Genomic DNA, 15509 nt, shown 5'->3' with positions numbered 1-15509 from the left:
ATGAGCGACACCTATCCCGCTATCGAATTCTCCAAGGTCGATATCCTCTTCGCCGGCAAGGGCCGCGCCTCCGGCAAGTCGGAGGCCGCCGCCATCGCGCTGATGGACCAGGGCCATACCCGCGAGGACATCCTGGCCAAGACCGGCACGGTCATGGGCGTGAAGGATGCGTCGCTGACCGTGAACGAAGGCGAAATCTGCGTGCTGATGGGTCTGTCGGGCTCGGGCAAATCCACCCTGCTGCGCGCCGTCAACGGGCTCAACAAAGTCACGCGCGGGCGCGTTCTGGTGCGGGACAAGGACCGGCAGGTCGATATCGCCAATTGTGACGCCGGCACGCTGCGCTATATGCGCACGCGCCGCATCGCCATGGTGTTTCAGCAATTCGCCCTGCTCCCCTGGCGCACGGTGCGCGAGAATGTCGGCCTCGGCCTGGAACTGCGCGGCGTCTCGGCGGCCGAAAAGCGGCGCATCGTGGACGAGAAGCTGAAGCTCGTCGCCCTCGACAAATGGGCCGATAAATACGCCCGCGAATTGTCGGGCGGCATGCAGCAGCGCGTCGGCCTGGCGCGCGCCTTCGCGACGGATGCCGATATTCTGCTGATGGACGAACCCTTCTCGGCGCTCGATCCGCTCATCCGCACCAAATTGCAGGACGAGCTTCTGGCGCTGCAAAAAGAGGTCAAGAAGACCATCATCTTCGTCAGCCACGATCTGGACGAGGCGCTGAAGCTCGGCAACCAGATTGCGATCCTTGAAGGCGGGCGCATCATCCAGGCCGGCGCGCCCGAGGATATCGTGCTGCGCCCGGCCAATGATTACGTGCGCGAATTCGTGCAGCATATGAATCCGCTGAATGTGCTGCGCGGCCGCACCTTTATGACGCCACTGGCCAGCCTGCCGCAGCGCGACGGTTTCGCGGTGCTGGATGCCTATCGCCCCGTACTGTTGCAGAGCGCCGGCACGGTTGATGGCAGCACCGTCACCGCCGCCGGTGTAGCGGTTCCCGTCGTCGCGGTCGCGGATGCGGCGACCGACCTGCCGCAAGCCGGAACCTGTGCCGCCGTCGATTGCGAAGCGACGATGAAGACCGTCATCCAGCTGCGTCAGGCGACCGGCATGCCGGTGCTGATGACCCAGGCCGGCCAGATCATCGGCATGTGCGGCGAGGACGAAATTCTGCACGCCCTGGCCTCCGAAGGCTGGCAGACGGTGCAGGCAGAGGCGGCGGAATAGCGCGCCTGTCTTCCGGGCCGGACCACCTCACGACGATGCGAAGTATCGCGCCCGCATTAAGGTCTAGTAATTAAGGCGCCCAAGCCCAATCTCCGAGCCATAAGCAAGGAGGAAATGATGCCTATTCTTCTATGGCTACTGGGCGTTCCCATTCCCATTATTATTCTGCTGCTGTTGTTCTGGCATTGAGAGATCAGACCATGGCAATCATCGGCGAGACTGTACCCGGCGTGGTCACGGCCCGTCCGGGTGTCACTTGGGCTGCCATCTTCGCCGGCGCGGTGGTCGCGACCGCCGTCACGGTCATGCTGACCGCGCTCGGCTCCGGCATCGGCTTCGCCTGGGTTTCCCCCAATACGGCGACCAATCCATCGCCGATCGCCTTCACGGTCACGGCCGCGATCTGGCTGATCATCGTGCAATGGGTCGCGTCCTTTTTCGGCGGCTATCTGGCCGGGCGGTTGCGGCCGGCGACCGGTCAGGGACTGCACCATGACGAGGTGATGTTCCGCGATACGGCGGCCGGCTTCGTCGCCTGGGCCGTGACCGCCCTACTGGTTCTGGCTCTGCTCACCACCGGCCTCGGCTCGGTGCTGGGCTCGGTCGGCAAGGCCGCCAGCGCGCTGGTGGAAAGCAGTGCGACGAGCAGCGCTTCCAGCCCGATGGCACCGAGCAGCTATATGCTGGACAAAATGTTCCGGCCCAGCCGCAATTCCGCACAGACCAGCAGCCCGGCCGCCAAGGCGGAAGCCGGCCGCATTCTGGCGACGGAGGTTGTCGGCCCGCTGGACCCGCAGGACCATGACTATCTGGTGCAGCTGGTCGAAGCACAGACCGGTCTGGCGCCGGCGGATGCCACTGGCCGCGTGGATCAGGCGGTTGCCGATGAAAACCAGATGATCGCGAAGGCCAAGCAGGCCGCGAATGTCGCCCGCAAGGCGGCCGCCTATTTCGCGCTCTATACCTTCTTCTCGATGCTGGTCGGTGCCTTCATCGCCTGTGTCGCCGGTGCCATCGGCGGACGGCAGCGCGATACCTACTAAAACGCCTCAGCGATACGCGGCGTGACAGAAGGCCGGGGCGCATTGCCTCGGCCTTTTTTCGTAAATCGCCTATGCTGTTGCGATGCAGCGGAGTCTGTGACCGATGGCGCTTGTGATCACCGTCGCCCAGCAGAAGGGCGGGGCCGGCAAAACCATGCTGGCCGCCAATCTGGCCGCAGCCATGGCCACCGGACAGCGCGTCTGCCTGCTGGATATCGATCCGCAGCGCAGCCTGACACGCTGGCATGAGATCAGAAGCCGTTACGCCAAGCCGATCCCCGCCATCGGCCTGTCCGATGTTTCGGGCTGGCGGCTGCGGGCGGAGCTGGACCGGCTGACGGCCAGCCATGACGCCGTCATCATCGACACACCACCCCAGGTCGATACCGAGGCCAAGCTCGCCATCCGCGCGGCCGGGCTGGTTCTGGTGCCGTTGCAGCCGAGCCCGCCCGATCTATGGGCGGCCCAGGCCACGGTGCAGCTGGCCAAGGCCGAAGGCCGGCCGCTGCGCCTTGTGCTCAATCGCGCCCCGGCATCCTCGCGCCTGCGCACGCAGGTGGAGCGTGAGGCCGCCGCTGCGGGTTATGATATTCTGGGCAGCACCATCGGCAACCGCGCCGGCTTCGCCAATGCCTTCGCCCAAGGCCTGGGCGTGACCGAGGCGAGCCCCAAATCCCAGGCGGCGGACGAATTGCGCGCCGTCCTGGCCGAGATCGAAAAGCTGACGACATGACCGCCCTAGCCGCCCTGCCCATGTATGCCCTGCCGGAAATGGCGACGGCGAATGCCGCGCTCTGGACCGCCTTGCGCGCGGCCGCCGCAATAGACGAGCCGGCGGACCTTTCGCCCAGCCCCCTCGCCCTGCCCGGCACCATCGCGCCGGAGACCGTCTTCAGCCAGATGTGCGGCTATCCTTTGCGCAAGATCTACCAGGGCCAGTACCGGCTGCTGGGGACACCGCTGTATGACCTGCCGGGTTGCCGGCTGCGGCCGGACGGCGTGCCGACCCATTGCTCCTTCCTCATCGCCCGCGCCGATTCGCCGGTTTTCGTGCTGGAACATCTGCGCGGCAAAAGCTTCGTCATGAACGGACCGGATTCCAATTCCGGCATGAACCTGGCCCGCCGGCTGGTCGCCCCTTTCGCGCGCGACGGCCGGTTTTTCGGCGAGGTTCTGACCAGCGGCAGCCATCTGCGCAGTATGGAAATGGTGGCGGATGGCTTGGCGGACGCGGCGACCATCGACTGCGTGACCTATGGTTTCGTGGCGCATTATAGGCCGGAGCTGACGGCCCGGCTGCGGGTGATCTGCGAAACGCCCGCCAGCCCCGCGATTCCCTTCATCACCGCTTCCGCCACGCCGCTCGCGCTGGCGGCACGCCTGACGCGGGCCTTAACGGCCCCGCTGCCCGCGCCATCTCTGGCTTTGGCCTTTGAGGCCCTGTCTATCCGTCGCGTGGCACCGCCCCGGCCGGATGCTTATGATGCGGTGCTGGCGATGGAGGATGAAGCGGCGGCGCTGGGCTATGCCACGCTGCGCTGACCGGCCGGACCGGCCTGCGCGGCGCGGCCTGCGCGGCGCGGCGCGGCGCGGCCTGCGCCGGGACGGCCGCCCACAGGCTCGTCGAAGACCCTGAGAGGGCAAAAGCTTTGGCCGAATCGCCCCAGACTTACGCACAGGCTTATCCACGAAATCTGGGGATAAGCTGCCGAGTCGGTTCTAAGCTAGATGCGTGAAATGCATGCCGTGAAACACAACATGCGTTTGACACATGACCGCGCGCCTGCTCAATCGCCCGCCGCCGCGATTTGATCCACGTTTGCCGGACGCGACGCGGGCCGGCCCGGCAAAGCCGCGCGCGGTGCCGCAAAGCCCGGATGCGGGCCGCGATGATGCGGCGTGGTGAGATAGCGCCGCGCCACATCCCAATAGCCGTCATAGACCAGCCCGCCATTGGCCCGGACGATCGCCGCGCGATGCGCCCGGTAATAGGCCGGAATGCGATACCAGGGCATGCCCGGCGCGTCGTGATGCACGACATGAAGATTGTTATAGAGAAACAACAATCCGAAGATCGGCGCATTCTCGACAATGGCCGTGCGCTCGGCCTGGTCGGGCGCCGCCCGGTGTTCCGCGAAGGAGCGGATGGAGGCCAGGATACGGCCGGGGATGACGAAGCACAGCAGATAGAGCCAGATGGGCATCTGGCAGACGCCCATCACCCAGACCAGCACGAGAATGACGCCCAGCGCGTGGGGCAGCCAGATGCGCTGCTCGGCGCGATTGCCGCGCAGGCAGGCACCGATATGCAGCCACAGGAAAATCACCATGCTGCGCAGCGCGCCGAAGGTGATGCGTCCGAAAAACGTATTGCTGAAGCGGAGGAAAGCCAAAGCGGGCTTCCCCAGTCGGCCGAAGCGCTCTTCCGTCAGGTAATAGGTTTCCGGGTCTTCCAGCGGGTCCGTCAGATGTTCGTCGCGGTGATGGCGCAGATGGCTGAGGCGATAGATCTGGTAGGGCAACCACAGCGTCAGTGGCGGAAAGCCCAGCGCGTCATTCAGCCGGCGGGAGCGCGTGGGGTGGCCGTGCAGCAGTTCATGCTGCAAGGACATATGCCAGGCGATGCACCAGCCGCCCGCCAGCGCCAGCAGCGGCCAGGGAATATGTCGGTAGAAAAGTGTCAGCCCAAACCAGCCACTATAGATGACAAGACATAGCAGCACCGTCGGCCATTCGATGGCGGGAACGGGCGGCTGAGCGGCATGGGATCGGTTCGGCATAATGCGATGCTGATCCGTGAAACCCCCGCCATCAAGAAGGAAACCAATCCGTGATCGTGGATAATGCGCACCTTTCGTGACTATCGCCACATTTACACCCTCTATGGTGCGTTTGGTCATATCTGTTTATAAAACACGGCATGACCTTCACCTCCGCCGACCGTGCCGAGCTTGTCCGCCTGTTCCGGGAAAGGCTGATCACGGTCATGACCCGCAGCGGCCTGAACCAAAGCGCCTTCGCGAGCCGCGTCGGCGTCGACCGCTCGACCCTGTCGCAATTGCTGTCCCCCGCGAATGACCGGCTGCCACGCCTGGAATCGGTCGCCAGCATTGCGCGGCTGGGCCAGGTCTCGCTCGACTGGCTGCTGGGCCTGCGCGATGCCGAAACCGCCGAGCCCGAACTGCTGACGGATACGCTGAGTTTCGAGCGCGATGCCGCCTCCCCGCTCGATGGACGGCTGGTACGCTGGCTGGAGGAAGCGGCCGGCTACAAAATCCGCCATGTCCCGGTCAGCTTCCCGGACGTGCTGAAGACCCCGGCGGTGATCGACTTCGAATACGAGCATTTCGTGGAACTATCGCCCCAGCGGCGGCTGGAAATCACGCAATCCCGGCTCGATTACCTGCGCCGGCCGGAGACGGATATGGAGGCCGCGACCCCGGCCCATATGATGGAAAGCTTCGCGCGCGGCAGCGGCCGCTGGCAGGGGCTGCCGGCCGATATCCGCCGCGCCCAGCTCGATCATCTGATCGACCTCTGCGACGAGCTTTATCCGCGCTTCCGCTGGTTTTTGTATGACGGGCGCGAACTCTATTCGGCCCCCGTCACCATCTTCGGGCCGGTGCGCGCCGCCATCTATATCGGCCAGTCCTTCCTGGTGATGCAGAACCGCGACCATGTGCGGTCATTGATCAGTCATTTCGACCAGCTGCTGCGGGCGGCGAAGGTCGACCCCCGGCAGATGCCGGACTACCTGCGCCGCCTGCGCCAGCTTTGCCGGTAGGGGCCGGTCCGACAAGGGCGTCGTTTTCAGACAAGCCGGAGGGCGCAGCAATGCGTGACGCCATTGGCTTGCCACGCGAAGCTGGGGCAGCTTGGTGCACAGCACAGATTAACCGTGAGGGACGAATCAGATGGCCGCGTTTCCTGAGAAAGCCCGTGTCGTCATTATCGGCATAGGCGGTATCGTGGGCGCATCGGTCGCCCATCATCTGATCGAACGCGGCTGGGACGATATCGTCGGCATCGACAAGTCCGGCATCCCGACCGATATCGGCTCCACGGCGCATGCCTCCGACTTCTGCTATGCCACCAGCCATGACTATCTTTCGACCTGGACGACCCTCTATTCGGTCGATTTCTACGAAAAGATGGGCCATTACGCCCGGATCGGCGGTATCGAGGTTGCGCGCACCGACAATGACGGGCGCATGGATGAGATCCGCCGCAAGGTCGCGTCCGGCAAGGCTTTCGGCACGCGGGCCAGGCTGATCAGCCCCGCCGAGATCAAGGAAAAATTCCCGCTCATCGAGGAAGACCTGGTTCAGGGCGGGTTATGGGATCCGGATGCGGGACTCGTTATTCCGCGTTCGCAGACGGTCGCCGGCAAGCTGGTGGATCAGGCGGTGGATGCCGGAAAGCTCCAGATTTTTGCGAATACCTCGGCGCTGTCTCTCATCATCGAAGACGGCCGCATCAAGGGCGTGGTCACGGAACGCGGCACTATCATGGCCGATCATGTTGTGGTCTGCACCGGTCTCTGGGGCCGCCTGACCGCAAAACTGGCGGGCGAGGATCTGCCGATCTTCCCGGTCGATCATCCCCTGACCTTCTTCGGCCCCTACAAGGAATTCGAAAACACCGGCAAGGATATCGGCTGGCCGCTGCTGCGCGACCAGGGCAATTCCGCCTATATGCGCGACACCGGCGACCCCAAGACGGCCGAGGGCGGCCAGATCGAATGGGGTTATTACGAGGAAGCCGAGCCGCGTCTGGTACATCCGCGTGACCTGCTCTCGAAAGAAGAGGCGCGCCTCTCCCCCTCTCAGCGCGATCTGGACCTGGAACAGGTTCTGCCGGCGCTGGAGCGCGCCATGGAGCTGACGCCAATTCTGGGGGAGCTCGGCTATAACGAAAGCCATTCCTTCAATGGCCTCCTCCAGACGACGACCGACGGCGGCCCCTCGATCGGCGAAAGCCAGAAGGTGCGCGGCCTGTGGTATGCCGTCGGCATCTGGGTCAAGGACGGGCCGGGCATGGGCAAGCTGGTGGCTGACTGGATGACGGATGGCCGCACGTCCATCGACCATGCCAGCATCGACTATTCCCGCTTCAACGATTTTGCGCTGACCGAAAAGTTCATCGAGGAACGCTGCCTGGAAACGGCAGCCAAGATCTACAATCCGCCTGTGCATCCGCGCGAACCCTTCGGCGGCGGCCGCAATATCCGCCGCTCGCCCTTCTGGGAACGCGAAAAGGACTTGGGCGCCTATTTCATGGAACTCGGCGGCTGGGAACGCGCCCATGGCTATGCCGCCAACGAGCACTTGCTGGAAAAATACGGCGACCGCGTGCCGGTGCGCGCGAATGAATGGGATACCCGCCATTTCTGGCGCGTCTCCAATGCCGAACAGCTGGCGATGAGCGACGATTGCGGCATCATCAATCTCTCGCATTTCCATATTTCGGATATCGAGGGGCCGGATCACGTCGCTTTCATGGAATGGCTCTGCGCCGCCAAGATCGGTGGCGATGCCAGCATCGGGAAAGGCATCTACACGCATTTCCTGGATGACGAAGGCAATGTGCGGGCCGATTTCACGGTTCTCCGCATGGCCGACCGCATTCGCATGATCAATGGTGCCGATGCAGGACCGCGCGACATCCACTACATGCGCCGCACGGCGCAGGACAAAGGTTTTGATGTCACCGTCACGGACATCACCGAGAAGGTCATCACCATCGGCATCTGGGGCCCCAATGCCCGCGTGAATTTGCAGAAGGTGGTGGAAGACCCGGAAGCGCTGTCGCTGGAAAACTTCGGCTTCGCGACCTTCAAGCCGGTTCGCATCGCTGGAAAGGGCGTCACGGCCTTCCGCATTTCCTATGTCGGCGAACAGGGCTGGGAATTGCACATGGCCTATGAGGATGGCCTGGCCGTGTGGGACGCGCTGCGCGCCGAAGGGGTTATGGCCGTCGGCGTCGAGACCTATGCCAATTCGCGCCGCATGGAAAAAAGCTTGCGGTTGCAGAACGCGGATCTGCTGACGCATTACAATCTGCTGGAAGCCGATCTCAATCGTCCGAAGGTCAAGGAAGCCGATTTCCGGGGCAAGGCGAAGCATCTGGAACATCGCGCCCGCGACCATCAGCCGGCCAAACTCTGCACGCTGGTGCTGACGGATAACGTCGACAGCAAGGGCGTGGCGCGCTTCCCGCTCGGCATCCTGCCGGTGATGGACCCCGCGACGGGCGAGACGCTGGTGGATGAACTGGGCCGCCGGTCCTACACGACCTCCATCGCCTTCGGCCCCTCCGTCGGCAAGAATATCGCGCTGGCCTACCTGCCCTGGTCCTATTGCCAGGAAGGCCGCAAGCTGGTGGTTGAGTATTTCGGCGAAACCTATCCGGTGGAGGTCGTTTCCGTCGGCTACAGGCCGCTTTACGATCCCGAGAACAAAAAGCCGAAAAGCTGAGCTTTAGAGCTTACCAAAATAGGTTGTGTTGATTTTCCGACCGTCATGCCCGCGAAAGCGGGCATCTTCTGCTTTTCGCAGCGCTACAAAAGAAGATCCCCGTGACAAGCACGGGGATGACGATCGTTCAATGACATCTCACACACGCTAGGCTGCAAGCGGCCTCTCCTCCAGCGCGTCGATCAGGCGGCGGCGCATGGCCTGGAAAGGCGCGCTGGTGCGGTCGCGCGGGAAGGCATAGGCCGGGTCATGCTCGGGGATGGTGACATCGAGCACGATGCGGCCGGGCGGTCCGCGCAGGACGATGACGCGATTGGCGAGCGCCAGCGCCTCATCCATGTCATGCGTGATCAACAGAATGGTGGCACGAATATGCTGGGCCACATGCAGGATATGCGCCTGCATTTGTTCCCGGGTCAGCGGATCGAGCGCGCTCAGCGGCTCATCCAGCAAGAGCAGTTCAGGCCTTGGCGCCAGTGCGCGGGCCAGGGCCACGCGCTGGGCCATGCCGCCCGATAGCTGCTTGGGCAGATAGTCGGCCGCCGCCGACAGGCCGACCAGAGCCATGGCGTCCTCCACCGCCTGCTTGCGTTCGGCCTTGGGCAGATGGCCGAGGCCGAAGGCGATGTTGCGGCGCACGGACAGCCAGGGCATCAGCCTTGGCTCCTGAAAGACGAAACCCACTTCCGCCGGGCGGATAGGCTTGCCGCCCAGCGTGGCGGTACCCCGCGTCGGTGTTTCCAGCCCCGAGAGGCAGCGCAGGAAGGTGCTTTTGCCGCTGCCGCTGCGCCCGATGATGGCGGTGATCCCCTCGCCGTCCAGCGTCAGCGAGACCGGACCCAGAACCGGTGCGGCTGTGCCGAAAGCCTTGGTGAGGCCCGCGATGTCCAATTGCCGGGTCATGCGCCGCTCTCCGCAGACAGTTTGTCCTGCCAACCCGTCAGCCGCGCAGCCAGGCGTGCCACGATCCAGTCGGTCGTTTTGCCCAGCACGGCGAAAGCCAGGATGGCGACAATGATCTGGTCGGGCCGGCCGACTTCCTCGCCATTGGTCAGGATGAAGCCGAGGCCGTTATTGGCGCCCATCATCTCGGCGGAAGCGATGAACATCCAGCCCAGACCCAAACCGCCGCGAATGCCCGTCAGATATAGCGGCATGGCGGCGGGCAGCTGGATGCGCAGCATCAGCCGCAGGCGGCCGTAATCATGCACGCGGCCGACTTCGATCAGCTTGCGGTCGACGCCCGCAATCGCCGCCATGAGGTTGAGATAGACCGGAAAGAAGACGCCGACCGCGATGAGGATGACCTTGGATGTGTCGGCGATGCCGAACCAGAGGATGAACAGCGGCACCCAGGCGAGCGACGGCACGCTGCGCAGCGCCTGCAAGGTCGGGTCCAGCAGCCTGCGGGCGAAGGGCATGGCCCCCGTCGCCATGCCGGCGACGGTGCCGGCCACCGTTCCGAAGACAAAGCCCAGCGCCAGGCGATAGACCGTGACCAGGATGTCATTGGCCAATGACCCGTCCTGCGCCATGGCCCAGAAGGTCTGGGCGATGGTCACGGGGGCCGGCAGCAGATCGGCTTCGATCCATTGCTGGCCGGCCGCCAATTGCCAGGCCAGCAGCAGCACGGCCGGCACGATCAGCCCGATGGTCCAGCCCAGCGTCAGTCGGCCGCCTTGCGCGGCCGGACGTTCCTGCGCCTGATCCCGGGTGGCGAGCGCTTCCGCCGTGGCGCTGTGCTCAGCCATGGGCGAGCTGATCCGTAAAGCTGCGGTTGTTCAGTTCCGCGACCGTCTTGGCGACATCGACGCTCGGCTTGATGAAGCCGAATTGCTGATAGATCTTGCCGTCAGCGGTGATTTTGGCGAGGCCCGCGTCATCCAGAACCGGGTTGGTGAAGCTCTGCCGCCCGATTTCCAGCTTGGCCACATCCGGCGTCAGGCTGGCTTCCTTGACCAGATTCGTCACAAGCAGATCAGGATTGGCGATGGCCTGCTTGCGCACGATCTCATAGGCTTGAATCAGCTTGAGGATCAGTTCGGGCTGTTTCGTCGCGTAATCCTCGCGCACCACCAGCACGTTCGGCGTGATGATAGCCGGGTTGCGGTAGAAAAGCCGGTCGCCGTTCTGCAACTGCCCTTCCGCCATGAAGGGGTCGAGCCCGGCCCAGGCATCGACATCGCCGCGCGTCAGCGCCGCATGGCCCAGTGGATGCTGCAAGGGTACGATGGTGATGTCGGCCGGCTTCAGACCGGCGCCGGACAGCGCCTGGAGCAGGAAGGCATAGGGTTCGGTGCCCGGTGTCACCGCAACCTTCTTGCCCTTAAGGTCCGCGACCGTCTGGATGGGGGATACCTTTTTCACGACCAGCGCCGTCGTCTCGGCATGGTCATTGACATAGACGGTCTGCACCGGCGTGCCGTTGGCGCGGGCCAGCAGCGTGGCGGAGCCGGCGGCCGAACCCAGGATGATGGCGCGGCCACGGAGGAATTCCAGCGCCTTGTTGCTGCCCTGGCTGAGCACGAAATTGACCTTGGTATCCGGCAGCACCTGTTTCAGCGCGTCGCTGTTCTTCAGCAGCAGGCTGAGCGGGCTGTAATAGGCGTAATCGATGGTGATCTCACCCGGCAGGGCGGCACGCGCCCGGCCGATGGAAAACAGCGGCAAGGCACCGGCGGCGAGACCGGTGGCGAGAAACCGGCGGCGATATACACTTTTCATAAACGCTATTTCTCAAATGTTCCGACGTTTATCTCTCCGCATTTTGTTATTTTTTTCAATAGATGAATTCATGAATCTGCCCGATATTTTCCGCTGTCAAAAATCGCTAATTCTCCATCTGCCGGCAATTTTGGAAAAATCATCTCTCACCCCCCAGGGAACCGCCTGTGCGCGCGAATTTTGGCCTGCCGCCGATTTGTGCTGAAGTCGCATCGAAGCGAAGGAAGAGCGTGATGGGCGAATTGATCCGCGTCGGCGGCCTGGATATCCGCTTTCTGCACACCAAGGATGACACCGGCGGGGCGCTGGACGCCTTCGAGATGACCGCCCACCCGAACGCCCGCATGCCGGTGCCGCATTACCATGAAAGCTGGGACGAATGTGTTTATGGGCTGGAAGGCACCCTCACCTTCCGCGTGGACGGCCAGGATGTCCCGCTTCCGCCCGGGCAGTCCCTCTTCATCCGGCGCGGCGTGGTGCATGGCTTCCGCAATGACACGGCAGCCCCCGCGCGCTGCCTGTGCCTGCTGACGCCCGGCGCGCTCGGCCCCGCCTATTTCCAGGATATCGCCGCCCTGCTGGCGGTAACACCACCGGACGTTGCCCGCATGAAGGAGACTATGCTCCGCTACGGGCTGGTGCCGGTCGCAGCCTGAAAGGCGGCGTGGGTCGCGCCCCATGTTCCGGTGGCGTTTGTGATCCGGAAAGTCAACGAACCGCACCAGCGGCCATGGCATATGAGCCGGATTGCCCATCCGGCGCAGCGAGAGTGCTATTCCCATGTCTTCCAAAGTAATTCCGTTTGACGCGCCCGGACGGATCGAAATGGTCCAGGGACGCCACGGCCCGATCATGTATCACGCCAATGACATGTATGTCGGCGCCAGCCTGCGACTGTACGGCGAATATTCCCCGGCCGAGGCAAGATTGTTCGCCCAATTACTGCGGCCCGGAGCCACCATCGTCGAGGTCGGTGCGAATATCGGATCGCAGACCGTGCATCTGTCGAAACTGGCCGGCCCAAAAGGGCGAGTCTTCGCCTTCGAACCGTTTGGCATCAATTTTCGTCTGTTATCCGCCAATCTCGCGCTCTGTGGCGGTCATAATGTCCAGGCCCATCATATCGCACTCGGTGATACAGACGGATTTCTACGGTATTGCTGGCCGAGCGATGAGCATCGCCAGAATTTCGGCTCCTATATGGTCAAGACCGGGGAGCCGAACACGCCGATATCGGAACGTATTCCCATTCGCACGCTCGACAGTTTCGCGCTGAATGCTTGCGATTTTCTGAAAGTCGACGTCGAAGGCTTTGAAACGGCGGTTCTGCGTGGCGCGGCGGATACCATCCGCCGCTGCCGGCCGATCATCGTCGCCGAGAATGACCGCAGGGGCCAATCACCGGCTTTGATCCAGCTCCTGCAAGACTACGGCTATCAATGCTATTGGTGGTACACAGCGCTGTTCGACGCTGATAATTTCTTTGCCGAGCCCGAGAATATTTTTGGTGGACTGTGCTCGGGCAATCTATTTGCCGCCCCTGCCGAATTGAACCTGTCCATCGTCGGCATGACGCCCGTATCGGGGCCCGATGACATCGGCCAAGAAATCTTCGTCGATGACTGACCAGGCATCCAGAACCCCTAGAGTTTGTCAGCCTCGGTTAGAATCACCTTCAACCGTCATGAGGCCCGCCACGGAAAATACCCGCTTTCGCGGGTATGACGCTGTTTCAATCAAAAGCTGATAAACTCTAGCCGTCAGATGCTCTGCTGTATCTGACGGCGCATTTCATTGGCCAGCGGATGCAGAATGTCCGGGGATGTGCTGCCAACCAGACTATAGCCGAGGCCCTGATCGGCCCAGGCATAGCCGTTGACGGCGCCATTGCTGTGCTCGGCCATGCGCGCTGACTTGTCGATGGTCATCGGCCGCACCAACATGCCCAGGCGCACGCCCTGGCCATTGTCATACATCAGCAGCCCGGCCGGGCCGAAAGGCGTTGCGACCAGGCGGCCGCCCATGAAGCGATAGCCGGCGGCGGTCAGATCCGGCACCGCGATGCTGCGTTGCAGGCGGCTGGAAATCCAATCCACCAGCTGCGCCTTGTCCTCGGCCTTGAATTCCACCGGATGGGCCTGATCGGCACCATAAACGTCATAGGTATAGGCCGCTTCCTGGGCCAGACCGGCGATGCCGTGCTGCATCATCTGCCCCGGCGCGGGTCCGCGCAGCGACCAGCCGCCGGCCCCCCCCAGCGCCAGCAGCACGACGGCGGCGGCGGCCATGCGCCATGGCACGCGCCGGTCGGGCCGGCGCGCTTCCAGCAGATGCCGCAGGCTGAGTTCCGGCGGGATCGGCTCGGCCGCGACCGGCGCCAGAGCCGCGCGCAAGGCCGCGCGCTGGCGGATATAGGCCGCAACCCGAGCGGCGCTGTCGGCATGGGTTTCAAGATGCGCCTGCACTTCCGCCCGGCGCGCATCGTCCAAAGCGCCGTCGACATAGGCGTTCAGATCGTCTTCCAGGATCGGTCTCATTGGACGCTCCGTAGATGGGGTCGCGCAGGCGTGGCGGTGGCGGCAGCCGTGTCGTCCTGCATCAGGCGGCGCAGCCGCTCTCGCGCGCGGGCCAGGCGGGACATGACGGTGCCGATCGGCACGTCCAGCACGCGGGCGGCATCGGCATAGCTGAGTTCCTCCACCGAAATCAGCAGCAGCACGCTGCGCTGATCCTCCGGCAACCGGTTGACCGCCGCCATGATGTCGGTCTCGCGCAGGCCGTCTTCCTGATGGGCGGGCTCGGAAATGGTGGATTCATCGATATCCTCCAGCTCGATATGGCGGCCGCGCCGCACCGTCTGGCGCATCCGGTTGACGGCGAGGTTATGCAGGATGGTGAACATCCAGGCCCGCGTATCGCCGTCATCCCGCCGCTGGTGCCAGCGGCTGATGGTCCGCTCCAGGCAATCCTGCACCAGATCGTCGGCCGCTGCCGCATTGCCCGTCAGAGCCCGCGCATAGCGCCGCAAGGCAGGGATCAGCGGCTCGATCAGCCGTGCCATGTCGCTCATTTGGCCGCCGCCATGATGGGTCTCTCCTGGTCGCGATGATGCGGCCTCAGCCATTAGACAACGGGCAGGGCAGATTATTCCCCAGGTCTCAGTTTTTTATATGCCTTGGACGTGAAGTGATCGAGAGAGCCGTACTAGCCATGCTCCTCATGCAGCGCGCGGATTTCGTGCTCTGGCCGGCGCAGTCCCGTGGCGCGGATCGCATCGTCGGCGGCCATATTACTTGGCTCGGAATTGTCACCTTTATAGATAAAAACTAAATTATGATAAAAATGGATGGATTCGATATGCAGATCAAAGTAATTCGGCTGATAGTCGTTGATTTCAGCATGGTTCAATCCATGCACGAGACTCTTGAAGAACCCCATGCTGGTCGTTAGGGCATCGCGGTCATGCGGATCGCCGCCAAAACCAGGCCAATAGGACGTCTGCGTGTCCTCAACCACGTAAATGCCGCCGGACTTGAGAAGTGGGAACAGCGTCGTGAACGAGGCAATGACATGCTCACTGCGGTGGCTGCCATCATCGATGACGATGTCAAACCCACCTGCCTCCGCATTCATGCGCCGCAGCAGCGCAGCGTCATCCTGACTACCCTGGTAAATCTTCATCCGATCCGTCGCGTGAGGGGACTTATCGAAAAAATCCAAGGCAAAGATGCGCGCCTTAACAAAATAGTCTTGCCACATGCGCAGCGAATTGCCGCCTGCATGCGGATCCTCGTAACCGCCAATCCCAATTTCCAGCAAGTTGGCTTCCCGGTCACGAAAATCACGGAAATGGGTCTCGTAATGTTTCGTGTAGCTATGGCCGCCCCATTTGTCGCTTTTATACCTGATGGCCAGGGCAGTAAGAGGACCAGTCGCAGACATCAGGCGGTCTCCAGGCGATAAAAGCAAATCCGCCCACATAAACCTGTTTCCGCCTATGGTCTTTGACAGCAGGCACCTTTTTCGCCAG

16 protein-coding genes are annotated in these 15509 nt (G+C 63.0%); 9 read left to right on the top strand and 7 right to left on the bottom strand.

Annotated features, from left to right (window positions below; translation table 11 throughout):
• From choV to ASILVAE211_RS10795, 4 genes are all read left to right on the top strand, one after another.
• Window positions 1-1236, top strand: a complete 1236-nt coding sequence (gene choV / locus ASILVAE211_RS10810) for a choline ABC transporter ATP-binding protein (protein WP_227321330.1) — start codon at window positions 1-3, stop codon at window positions 1234-1236.
• Window positions 1237-1436: 200 nt separating this feature from the next.
• Window positions 1437-2279 carry a hypothetical protein gene (locus ASILVAE211_RS10805; protein WP_227321329.1) on the top strand — a complete coding sequence of 281 codons (843 nt, stop codon included), beginning with the start codon at window positions 1437-1439 and terminating at the stop codon, window positions 2277-2279.
• 103 nt (window positions 2280-2382) lie between these two features.
• Window positions 2383-3012, top strand: a complete 630-nt coding sequence (gene parA, locus ASILVAE211_RS10800; protein ID WP_227321328.1) for a ParA family partition ATPase — start codon at window positions 2383-2385, stop codon at window positions 3010-3012.
• Entirely contained in the window at window positions 3009-3821 is an 813-nt protein-coding gene (locus tag ASILVAE211_RS10795; protein ID WP_227321327.1) for a phosphate/phosphite/phosphonate ABC transporter substrate-binding protein, read from the top strand. Before parA ends, ASILVAE211_RS10795 begins: the two co-directional genes overlap by 4 nt.
• Window positions 3822-4066: 245 nt before the next feature.
• Here the strand turns inward: ASILVAE211_RS10795 and ASILVAE211_RS10790 are convergent, their stop codons facing one another.
• Window positions 4067-5059: a fatty acid desaturase gene (locus ASILVAE211_RS10790; RefSeq protein WP_227321326.1), complete on the bottom strand. Its 993-nt coding sequence runs from the start codon at window positions 5057-5059 to the stop codon at window positions 4067-4069.
• A 140-nt stretch (window positions 5060-5199) separates the two neighbouring features.
• Between ASILVAE211_RS10790 and ASILVAE211_RS10785 the strand changes: the two genes are divergently transcribed.
• Window positions 5200-6063, top strand: a complete 864-nt coding sequence (locus ASILVAE211_RS10785) for a helix-turn-helix domain-containing protein (RefSeq protein WP_227321325.1) — start codon at window positions 5200-5202, stop codon at window positions 6061-6063.
• Window positions 6064-6193: 130 nt separating this feature from the next.
• On the top strand, window positions 6194-8755 hold the full coding sequence (locus ASILVAE211_RS10780; protein WP_227321324.1) for a GcvT family protein: 2562 nt from the start codon (window positions 6194-6196) through the stop codon (window positions 8753-8755).
• 147 nt (window positions 8756-8902) lie between these two features.
• On the opposite strand, the gene ASILVAE211_RS10775 is transcribed toward ASILVAE211_RS10780, so the two are convergent.
• The 3 genes from ASILVAE211_RS10775 to ASILVAE211_RS10765 are packed head-to-tail and all read right to left on the bottom strand — an operon-like array spanning window position 8903 to window position 11479.
• Window positions 8903-9658, bottom strand: a complete 756-nt coding sequence (locus ASILVAE211_RS10775) for an ABC transporter ATP-binding protein (RefSeq protein ID WP_227321323.1) — start codon at window positions 9656-9658, stop codon at window positions 8903-8905.
• Window positions 9655-10506 (bottom strand): ABC transporter permease, encoded by an 852-nt coding sequence (locus ASILVAE211_RS10770; protein WP_227321322.1) that lies wholly within the window; start codon window positions 10504-10506, stop codon window positions 9655-9657. The genes ASILVAE211_RS10775 and ASILVAE211_RS10770 overlap by 4 nt, the downstream gene beginning before the upstream one ends.
• Window positions 10499-11479 (bottom strand): aliphatic sulfonate ABC transporter substrate-binding protein, encoded by a 981-nt coding sequence (locus tag ASILVAE211_RS10765; protein WP_227321321.1) that lies wholly within the window; start codon window positions 11477-11479, stop codon window positions 10499-10501. Before ASILVAE211_RS10765 ends, ASILVAE211_RS10770 begins: the two co-directional genes overlap by 8 nt.
• 70 nt (window positions 11480-11549) lie before the next feature.
• Between ASILVAE211_RS10765 and ASILVAE211_RS25980 the strand changes: the two genes are divergently transcribed.
• From ASILVAE211_RS25980 to ASILVAE211_RS10755, 3 genes are all read left to right on the top strand, one after another.
• Entirely contained in the window at window positions 11550-11684 is a 135-nt protein-coding gene (locus ASILVAE211_RS25980) for a hypothetical protein (protein WP_264478824.1), read from the top strand.
• A 28-nt stretch (window positions 11685-11712) separates the two neighbouring features.
• Window positions 11713-12135 (top strand): cupin domain-containing protein, encoded by a 423-nt coding sequence (locus ASILVAE211_RS10760; protein WP_227321320.1) that lies wholly within the window; start codon window positions 11713-11715, stop codon window positions 12133-12135.
• Window positions 12136-12259: 124 nt separating this feature from the next.
• The gene (locus ASILVAE211_RS10755) at window positions 12260-13105 is read left to right on the top strand and encodes an FkbM family methyltransferase (protein ID WP_227321319.1); all 846 of its coding nucleotides are present in this window, start codon (window positions 12260-12262) and stop codon (window positions 13103-13105) included.
• Between the two features lie 134 nt (window positions 13106-13239).
• Here the strand turns inward: ASILVAE211_RS10755 and ASILVAE211_RS10750 are convergent, their stop codons facing one another.
• The 3 genes from ASILVAE211_RS10750 to ASILVAE211_RS10740 form a co-directional block, all read right to left on the bottom strand.
• Window positions 13240-14016, bottom strand: coding sequence for an anti-sigma factor family protein (locus tag ASILVAE211_RS10750; RefSeq protein WP_227321318.1), 777 nt, complete (start codon window positions 14014-14016; stop codon window positions 13240-13242).
• Window positions 14013-14549 carry a sigma-70 family RNA polymerase sigma factor gene (locus ASILVAE211_RS10745; protein WP_227321317.1) on the bottom strand — a complete coding sequence of 179 codons (537 nt, stop codon included), beginning with the start codon at window positions 14547-14549 and terminating at the stop codon, window positions 14013-14015. The genes ASILVAE211_RS10750 and ASILVAE211_RS10745 overlap by 4 nt, the downstream gene beginning before the upstream one ends.
• Before the next feature lie 134 nt (window positions 14550-14683).
• Complete coding sequence (locus tag ASILVAE211_RS10740; protein WP_227321316.1) at window positions 14684-15421, bottom strand: class I SAM-dependent methyltransferase; 738 nt, start codon at window positions 15419-15421, stop codon at window positions 14684-14686.
• Between the last annotated feature and the right edge of the window lie 88 nt (window positions 15422-15509).

Origin of the sequence: Acidisoma silvae, assembly GCF_020618775.1 — a bacterium.
GTDB classification, from domain to species: domain Bacteria; phylum Pseudomonadota; class Alphaproteobacteria; order Acetobacterales; family Acetobacteraceae; genus Acidisoma; species Acidisoma silvae.
This window is presented reverse-complemented; position numbering and strand designations above follow the sequence as displayed.

Coding starts and splice junctions, on each gene's coding strand:
- ASILVAE211_RS10745 (WP_227321317.1), bottom strand. CDS start 14,549: ATGAGCGACATGGCACGGCTGATCGAGCCGCTGATCCCTGCCTTGCGG.
- ASILVAE211_RS10775 (WP_227321323.1), bottom strand. CDS start 9,658: ATGACCCGGCAATTGGACATCGCGGGCCTCACCAAGGCTTTCGGCACA.
- ASILVAE211_RS10760 (WP_227321320.1), top strand. CDS start 11,713: ATGGGCGAATTGATCCGCGTCGGCGGCCTGGATATCCGCTTTCTGCAC.
- ASILVAE211_RS10755 (WP_227321319.1), top strand. CDS start 12,260: ATGTCTTCCAAAGTAATTCCGTTTGACGCGCCCGGACGGATCGAAATG.
- ASILVAE211_RS10770 (WP_227321322.1), bottom strand. CDS start 10,506: ATGGCTGAGCACAGCGCCACGGCGGAAGCGCTCGCCACCCGGGATCAG.
- ASILVAE211_RS10785 (WP_227321325.1), top strand. CDS start 5,200: ATGACCTTCACCTCCGCCGACCGTGCCGAGCTTGTCCGCCTGTTCCGG.
- ASILVAE211_RS10740 (WP_227321316.1), bottom strand. CDS start 15,421: ATGTCTGCGACTGGTCCTCTTACTGCCCTGGCCATCAGGTATAAAAGC.
- ASILVAE211_RS10780 (WP_227321324.1), top strand. CDS start 6,194: ATGGCCGCGTTTCCTGAGAAAGCCCGTGTCGTCATTATCGGCATAGGC.
- choV (WP_227321330.1), top strand. CDS start 1: ATGAGCGACACCTATCCCGCTATCGAATTCTCCAAGGTCGATATCCTC.
- ASILVAE211_RS10750 (WP_227321318.1), bottom strand. CDS start 14,016: ATGAGACCGATCCTGGAAGACGATCTGAACGCCTATGTCGACGGCGCT.
- ASILVAE211_RS10805 (WP_227321329.1), top strand. CDS start 1,437: ATGGCAATCATCGGCGAGACTGTACCCGGCGTGGTCACGGCCCGTCCG.
- ASILVAE211_RS10765 (WP_227321321.1), bottom strand. CDS start 11,479: ATGAAAAGTGTATATCGCCGCCGGTTTCTCGCCACCGGTCTCGCCGCC.
- ASILVAE211_RS10795 (WP_227321327.1), top strand. CDS start 3,009: ATGACCGCCCTAGCCGCCCTGCCCATGTATGCCCTGCCGGAAATGGCG.
- ASILVAE211_RS25980 (WP_264478824.1), top strand. CDS start 11,550: ATGAATCTGCCCGATATTTTCCGCTGTCAAAAATCGCTAATTCTCCAT.
- ASILVAE211_RS10790 (WP_227321326.1), bottom strand. CDS start 5,059: ATGCCGAACCGATCCCATGCCGCTCAGCCGCCCGTTCCCGCCATCGAA.
- parA (WP_227321328.1), top strand. CDS start 2,383: ATGGCGCTTGTGATCACCGTCGCCCAGCAGAAGGGCGGGGCCGGCAAA.